Annotated in this window: 7 protein-coding genes; 3 read left to right on the forward strand and 4 right to left on the reverse strand. The window is 72.4% G+C overall.

Features of this window, described 5'->3' with window-relative positions; translation table 11 throughout:
* The first annotated feature begins 125 nt into the window (after positions 1-125).
* Together ACFV0Q_RS36295 and ACFV0Q_RS36300 are read left to right on the forward strand one after the other, a co-directional pair.
* Positions 126-944 (forward strand): isocitrate lyase/phosphoenolpyruvate mutase family protein, encoded by an 819-nt coding sequence (locus ACFV0Q_RS36295; protein ID WP_385011490.1) that lies wholly within the window; start codon positions 126-128, stop codon positions 942-944.
* Positions 945-989: 45 nt separating this feature from the next.
* Positions 990-1,925, forward strand: coding sequence for an EamA family transporter (locus ACFV0Q_RS36300; RefSeq protein WP_385011492.1), 936 nt, complete (start codon positions 990-992; stop codon positions 1,923-1,925).
* A 20-nt stretch (positions 1,926-1,945) separates the two neighbouring features.
* Here ACFV0Q_RS36300 and ACFV0Q_RS36305 read toward each other — a convergent pair whose 3' ends face one another.
* The 4 genes from ACFV0Q_RS36305 to ACFV0Q_RS36320 all read right to left on the reverse strand — a co-directional run bounded on the left by ACFV0Q_RS36305 (position 1,946) and on the right by ACFV0Q_RS36320 (position 5,728).
* Complete coding sequence (locus ACFV0Q_RS36305) at positions 1,946-2,734, reverse strand: trypsin-like serine peptidase (protein WP_385011494.1); 789 nt, start codon at positions 2,732-2,734, stop codon at positions 1,946-1,948.
* Positions 2,731-3,810 (reverse strand): alpha/beta hydrolase, encoded by a 1,080-nt coding sequence (locus ACFV0Q_RS36310; protein WP_385011496.1) that lies wholly within the window; start codon positions 3,808-3,810, stop codon positions 2,731-2,733. Before ACFV0Q_RS36310 ends, ACFV0Q_RS36305 begins: the two co-directional genes overlap by 4 nt.
* A gap of 175 nt (positions 3,811-3,985) precedes the next feature.
* On the reverse strand, positions 3,986-5,164 hold the full coding sequence (locus tag ACFV0Q_RS36315) for an alpha/beta hydrolase (protein ID WP_385011498.1): 1,179 nt from the start codon (positions 5,162-5,164) through the stop codon (positions 3,986-3,988).
* Between the two features lie 126 nt (positions 5,165-5,290).
* Positions 5,291-5,728: a MarR family winged helix-turn-helix transcriptional regulator gene (locus tag ACFV0Q_RS36320; RefSeq protein WP_385011500.1), complete on the reverse strand. Its 438-nt coding sequence runs from the start codon at positions 5,726-5,728 to the stop codon at positions 5,291-5,293.
* Positions 5,729-5,823: 95 nt separating this feature from the next.
* On the opposite strand from ACFV0Q_RS36320, the gene ACFV0Q_RS36325 reads away from it, so the two are divergent.
* Positions 5,824-6,677, forward strand: an 854-nt coding sequence (locus tag ACFV0Q_RS36325) for an SMP-30/gluconolactonase/LRE family protein (protein WP_385011502.1), incomplete at its 3' end; no start/stop codon positions are given.

Below are 6,677 nucleotides of genomic sequence, written 5' to 3' on the forward strand. Positions count from 1 at the left end.
CAGCCTCGCGGGGGTTTGCGGGGGGGGGGGCGGGGGGCCGGCCCCCGGCAACGGCGCCGCGCGGGACGGGGACCATGTCGGAAATCCGCCAGACCCGGGCCCGGCCCGTCTGCTGGACTGGGGCCATGACCACCACAGTTGACCTCGTGGCGAAGGCCACCGCGTTCGCGGCCCTGCACACCCCCACCGCCCCCCTCGCCCTCGCCAACGCCTGGGACGTCGCCAGCGCCCGCATCGTCGAGGCCGCCGGCGCCCCCACCGTGGCCACCACGAGCGCCGGCGTCGCCTGGTCCCTCGGGTCCCCCGACGGTGACGCCCTCGCCCGGGACCGGGCCCTGGACCTGATCGCCCGCGTGGCGGCCGCCGTCTCCGTCCCCGTCACCGCCGACATCGAGGGCGGCTTCGGCGCCGACGCCGCCGCCGTCGGGGAGACCGTCACCGGGGTGCTCGCCGCCGGTGCGGTCGGCGTGAACATCGAGGACGGCGACCGCTCCCCCGCCGAGCACGCCGAGCGCCTGGCCGCCGCCCGCGCCGCGGCCGACGCCGCCGGGGTCCCGCTCTTCGTCAACGCCCGCGTGGACACGTACCTGCGCGGGCTCGGCGCGCCGGAGAGCCGCCTGGAGGAGACCCTGGCCCGCGCCGCCGCCTACCTCGCCGCGGGTGCCTCCGGCATCTTCGTCCCCGGCGTCACCGACCCCGCCCTCCTCGCCCAGCTGGCCAAGGGCATCGACGCCCCGCTCAACGTCCTCGCCGGTCCCGACGCCCCGCCGGTCGCCGAGCTGGGCGCCCTCGGCGTCGCCCGGCTCAGCCTGGGTTCCTGGGTGGCCGAGGCCGCGTACGCCGTCGCCCGCCGCGCCGCCGAGGAGCTGTACTCCGGCGGCACCTACGCCTCCCTCGCGCACTCCCTCCCGTACGGCGAGGTGAACGGCCTGCTCAAGGGCTGAGACAACCGGGAAGCGTGCAGCGGCCAACGACCATAGGATCCGGCCATGAGCACCCCGACCCCCCTGGAGAACGCGCCCACGGCCGCCCCGCAGCGCCGGGTCACCGGCGCCGTGTGGCTGGCCCTCGGCCTCGTGTACGTGGTCTGGGGCTCGACCTACCTCGGCATCCGGATCGTCGTGCAGACCATGCCGCCCTTCCTCTCGGCCGGGACCCGCTTCATCACCGCCTCCCTGGTGCTGGCCGGAATCGTCGCCTTGCGCTACGGTCCGGCCGCGCTCAGGGCCACCCGGCGGCAGCTCGGCTCGGCGGTCGTGGTCGGCCTGCTGCTGGTGCTGGGCGGCAACGGCCTGGTGGTCCTCGCCGAGACCTCGGTGCCCTCGGGGCTGGCCGCGCTGCTGGTGGCGTCGGTGCCGATGTGGGTGGTGGTGCTGCGGGCCGCCACCGGGGACCGGCCGCCGCTGCGCACCCTGGCCGGGGTGCTGGTGGGCCTGGCGGGGCTGGCGGTGCTGACGAGTCCCGGGCTGAGCGGCGAGGTCCGGCTGTCGGGGGTGCTGCTGGTGCTGTTCGCGGCGGTGCTGTGGTCGCTGGGCTCGTTCTCCGGGTCGAAGCTGCCGCTGCCGGACAATCCCTTCACGGGCAGCGCCTACCAGATGCTGGCGGGCGGGGTGGGCGGGATCCTCGTGGGGCTGCTGCGCGGCGAGCAGCACGGCCTCGACCCGGGCTCCTTCTCCACCGCCTCCTGGGTGGCGCTGGGTTACCTCGTGCTGATCGGGTCGGTGGTCGGCTTCACCGCGTACGCGTGGCTGCTCCAGTCGGCGCCGCTCTCGCTCGTGTCCACGTACGCGTACGTCAATCCGGTCGTCGCGGTGGCGCTCGGCGCGCTGATCCTCGACGAGGCGCTGACCTGGCCGATCCTGCTGGGCGGGGCGATCGTGGTGGTGGCGGTGGTCGTGATCGTCAGCACCGAGCGCAAGAAGTAGCGCCCGTCGGGGCCGACGCGTCAGCCGCGGGCCGCCCGCTCGTAGAGGGCCTTGGCCTTCTCGTCGTAGAGCGCGGCGGTGGAGTCCACGTCCGTGTCGCCGCCGCTGAGCACCCCGATCAGCCGGCCCGGCTGGCCCGTGCCGCCGCGGTCCGCGATCCAGGGGCTGCCGCTGGTGCCCGTCCAGAAGCCCGAGCAGCTGATGTAGAGCATGTCGGGGTCGTCCGTGTCGTGGCGGGTCTGGGTGGTGCAGGAGACGGGCTTGTTCTGCGGGTTGTGCTCCGACTCCGGGTAGCCGATCACGGTGACGTCCCGCTCGTACCCGGAGGTCCAGTCGGGCTTCGGCGCCTCGCCCTGCCCGGTCCGCTGCTGCAGGCTGCGGCCGTCCTCGTCGGGCTCGATGGTGAGGAAGGCGAAGTCGGCGGTCTCGTCGCCCCACTTCGTCCAGCGTTCGTCGACGTGGACCGAGCGGACCTTCCACACCCCGAGGGGCTGGGTGCCGGAGCCCTCGCCGGAGAAGGCCGGGGCGAAGGAGAGCTCGCCGATGGCGAGGCCGTCGTGGGCGACCTCGCCCGGCTGCCCGTCCTCGCCGGCCGGGGCGACGCAGTGCGCGGCGGTCGCGACGACGTTGCCCCGGGGGCTGTCGACCACGCTCGCCGTGCACCAGTGCTCCCCGTTCGCCATGAGCACGCCGACGGTGGGGAAGGGGTGCACGGACTGCTCGACGGACGCCTTGAGGAACACGACGGCGCACACCGCCGCGATCCCGGCGGCGACCGCGGCCGAGGCCCCCTTCACCACCGGGCTCATCCCGCGCCGGGGTCGGGCGTCGGTCCCTGCATCACCTTGCTGATCCACTCCAGGGAGCCCTCCCTCATGCCACGTACGTACGACTTCCCATTGTGCTCACCATCCTGGATCACCTGGAGGCGGGTGTGCACGGGGCCCTTCCCGTACTCGTGCATGAACCCCTCGGCGAGCTCCCGGCCGCTCTCCTTGGTGCCGATCTGGAAGTTCACGTACACGTCCGGACCGCCGTCCTTGATCAGCTTCTCGGCCAGCTTCTCGGGGTTGTTCGCGTCCATCTCCGCCTGGTGGCCCTTCCACAGCGGGGAATCCGGGACGATGTCGACGCCGCTCGCGATGACCGCCTTGAAGCGTTCGGGGTACTTGAGCACGTGCTTGAAGGCGCCGAAGCCGCCGGAGGAGGAGCCCATGAAGGCCCAGCCGTCGCGGGAGGTGAACGTGCGGAAATTGGCCTTCGCGAAATCGGGGACGTCCTCGGCCATCCAGGTGCCCATCTTGGGCTGGCCGGGGATGTCCGAGCCGTCGAAGTGGTGCTTGGTGTCGGCGTTGATCACCGGCATGACGAGGATGAACGGCAGGCTGGTGCCGGTCTTGACCCCGTCGATGACGGCCTGCTGGAGGCCGAGGCCCGGGCCGGTGCCCCAGTAGTTCTTGGGGTAGCCGCGGCCGCCGGGCAGGGCGATCAGCACCGGGAAGGCGCTCTTGGCGTACCTCGGCTCGTCGTACTCCTTGGGCGCCCACACCCACACGTCGCCGGTGAAGCCCGACTTCTGCCCGGTCAGCGTGGTCATGGCGATCTGCGTGCCGTCGGCCAGCTTGCCCGCGCGCAGGAACTCGGCCTTGGGCCCGGTGGGCATCAGCACCCCCGGACGGATGTCCTCCGCGGCCGCCGACTCCTGGATCTGCCCGAACGACACCGGATCCCCCAGGTCCGAGAAGAGGCCGAAGGTGTAGGCCGCGCCGCCCCCGGCGGCGAGGACGAGCGCGACCGCGCCGCCGATGAGGCCCTGGCGCAGGCGCTGGGGGCGACGGCCGCCCTTGGTCGTGGGGCCGCCGTCGCCTTGCTGGTCATACTGCACGGATTTGTTCCCGTTCCTTCTCCGGCGCCCTGGTTGGACGCGGGTCGGACCGATAGGTCCCCCTTGACACCAGTACAGAGGTGTCAACGACCGTAGGGGTTGCCTGGGACCGGGGCGACGTGGCGGGGGCCACGTGGCGGACGGGGCGGGGGCCGCGTGGCGGACGGGGCGGGGATCAGCCGGCTTCGGGCCTGGGGGCCTTGAGGACCTTGCTGACCCATTCCAGCGAGCCCTCCTTCATGCCGCGCACGTAGTGCCAGCCGTTGTGCTCGCCGTTCTGGATGTCGCGGATGGTGGTCTTGACGGGGCCCTTGCCGTACTCGCGGACGAACTTCGTCATCCGGTCCTTGCCGGTCTCCTTCGTGCCGACCTGGAAGTTGATGTAGACCTCCGGGCCATTGGTCTCGATCAGCTTCTGGGCGAGCTTCTCGGGGTTGTTCGCGTCCATCTCCGCCTGGTGGCCCTTCCAGAGCGGGGAGTCGGGGGTGATCTCGCCGCCGCTGGCTATGACGGCCTTGAAGCGGTCCGGGTACTGCAGGACGGTCTTCATGCCGACGAAGGCGCCGGAGGAGGAGCCCATGAAGGCCCAGCCGTCGCGGGACTTGTACGTACGGAAATTGGCGCGGGTGAAGTCCGGGACGTCCTCGGCGATCCAGGTCCCCATCTTGGGCTGGCCGGGTATGTCGGCGCCGTCGTAGTAGTACTTGTTGTCCGGGTTGAGCACCGGCATGATCACGATGAACGGCAGGCTGGTGCCCGCCTCGACGCCCTCGGTGATGGCCTTCTGCAGGCCGAGGCTCCGGTCGGCCCAGTAGTTCGACGGGAAGCCGTTGCCGCCGGGGAGCGCGATGAGGACCGGGAAGGCGCTCTTGGCGTACTTCGGGTCGTCGTACTCCTTGGGGGCCCACACCCAGACGTCGCCCTCGAAGCCGGACTTGGCGCCCGCCAGGCGGGTCTTGGCTATGACGGTGCCGTCGTCGAGCTTGGTGGTCTGCTTGAAGTCGGACTTCGGGCCGGACGGCATGAGCACGTCCGGGTCACCGGTGGGCTTGGGCGGGGCCGCGGGTTCGGCGGCCGGGGACTTCTGCCCGGCGCCGGCCGCGGGGGTGGTGGCCGGGGTGGTCGTCGTACCGAAGCTGACGGTCTCACCGTTGCCGGAGAACCAGTCGTTCTTCCAGCCGGCGAAGCCACCGCCGCCCAGGAGCAGCGCGCAGGCGACGCCCGCGCCGATCCACACCGCGCGCCGGGACCGGCCGCGCCCCGGCTCCCGCCCCGGCTCCCGCTCCGGCTCGGGCTCGGGGCCGGACGACGACTGCTGCGGGTACTCGTGCACGGACTCGCTCCGAACGGTCATGGCTGCCCCGGGGCGGGGCAGAGCGGCTGGACATCCACTGGTCCTGATGTGCGAGTGTCCTGGAAAGTTCCGATTCCGCGCAAAAACACGGGCGGAACTTCCGGTTGCCGGGACCGGACCGGGCGTTCACTTCAGGGTGTCGAGTACCTCGGCGCAGCGCCCGAGCAGCGCGATGAGCCGCTCCCGCTCCTCGGCGGAGAAGGCCGCGGCGAGGGCCCGCTCCACCCGTACGGCACCGGTGTCCGCCTGCTCCATCACGGTGCGGCCCTCCTCCGTGAGCCGGGTCTCCAGCACGTTGCGGTGCCACTCGTGGGGGGTGCGCTCGATGAACCCGCGCTCCTGGAGGTTCTTCAGGACGGTGTTCATCGTCGGCGGCGTGACCCCGCAGAGCCGGGACAGGGCGGCGGCGGAGATCCCCGGCTTCTCGGCGAGCCACAGCAGGGCCGCGTACTGCGGAACCGTCACCCCGGCCGGCTTGAGGGCGGTGTTCTTCGCCGCGAGAAGTGCCTGTTCGGCGCGTTTGACGTGCGCGCCGATGCGCTCCTCGGGGGGCATGGAGGTCATGCGGGCATCCTACGACCCTTGCCAATCATTAGACCTCTAACTACTCTTCGAGCACACTCACTCAAAAGAGTTCACCCACACCAAAGGGCTCACCCATGCCGAAGCTGTCTCACGCCTCCAAGCCGCTCGCCCTCGTCCTCGCCGCGTCGGCCGCCCTCACCCTGGCCGCCGCCTCCCCGTCCTCCTCGGCGCCCCGCATCTCGACGGCGTTCGCGCTGCCCGGCGAGAAGGTCTACCCCGAGGGCATAGCCGCCGACTCCCGTACGGGCACGGTCTACGTCGGCTCGTACGCGGACGGCACCGTCTACCGCGCCCGCCCCGGAGCCCGCACCGCCGAGGTCTTCCTCCCCTCCGGCACCGACGGCCGGCACACGGCGAACGGCCTGCGCGTCGACGCCCGGGGCCGGCTGTGGGTCACCGACTCCACCAGCGGGGTCGCGGTGTACGACACCCGCACCGGGGCGCGGCTGGCCCACTTCGAGGTCCCGGGCACCGGCCCGCGCTTCATCAACGACCTCACCATCACCCCGGACGGCACGGCCTACCTCACGGACAGCTTCCGCCCGGTGATCTACCGGGTCACCCCGGCCCAGCTCCGCGCCGGCTCCGGCGCCCTGACGCCGGCCTACGACCTGAGCGGGCACATCTCCCCGGCGCCCGCCGGCAGCGTCGCCCTCAACGGGATCGTCTCGGACCCGGCGGGCCGCTACCTGCTGGCCGTCGACATGACCGCGGGCGAACTCCACCGCGTCGACCTCGGCAGCGGCGCCATCAGCCGCGTCGCCCTGACCGGCGGCGACCTCAAGGCCGCCGACGGCCTCGACCTCTCCGCCGACGGCACCCTCCGGGTCGCCCACAACGCCCCGAACACCCTCACCCGCTGGCAGCTCTCCGGCGACGGCACCCGGGCCCGCCTGACCCGCACCCTCACGGACCCGTCCCTCCAGAT

Origin of the sequence: Streptomyces sp. NPDC059564, from assembly GCF_042735575.1 — a bacterium.
In the GTDB taxonomy this organism is placed as follows: domain Bacteria; phylum Actinomycetota; class Actinomycetes; order Streptomycetales; family Streptomycetaceae; genus Streptomyces.

What these genes read in the sequence shown, in the direction of transcription:
- ACFV0Q_RS36300 (WP_385011492.1), top strand. Translation starts at nt 990, where the DNA reads ATGAGCACCCCGACCCCCCTGGAGAACGCGCCCACGGCCGCCCCGCAG.
- ACFV0Q_RS36315 (WP_385011498.1), bottom strand. Translation starts at nt 5,164, where the DNA reads ATGACCGTTCGGAGCGAGTCCGTGCACGAGTACCCGCAGCAGTCGTCG.
- ACFV0Q_RS36295 (WP_385011490.1), top strand. Translation starts at nt 126, where the DNA reads ATGACCACCACAGTTGACCTCGTGGCGAAGGCCACCGCGTTCGCGGCC.
- ACFV0Q_RS36305 (WP_385011494.1), bottom strand. Translation starts at nt 2,734, where the DNA reads ATGAGCCCGGTGGTGAAGGGGGCCTCGGCCGCGGTCGCCGCCGGGATC.
- ACFV0Q_RS36320 (WP_385011500.1), bottom strand. Translation starts at nt 5,728, where the DNA reads ATGACCTCCATGCCCCCCGAGGAGCGCATCGGCGCGCACGTCAAACGC.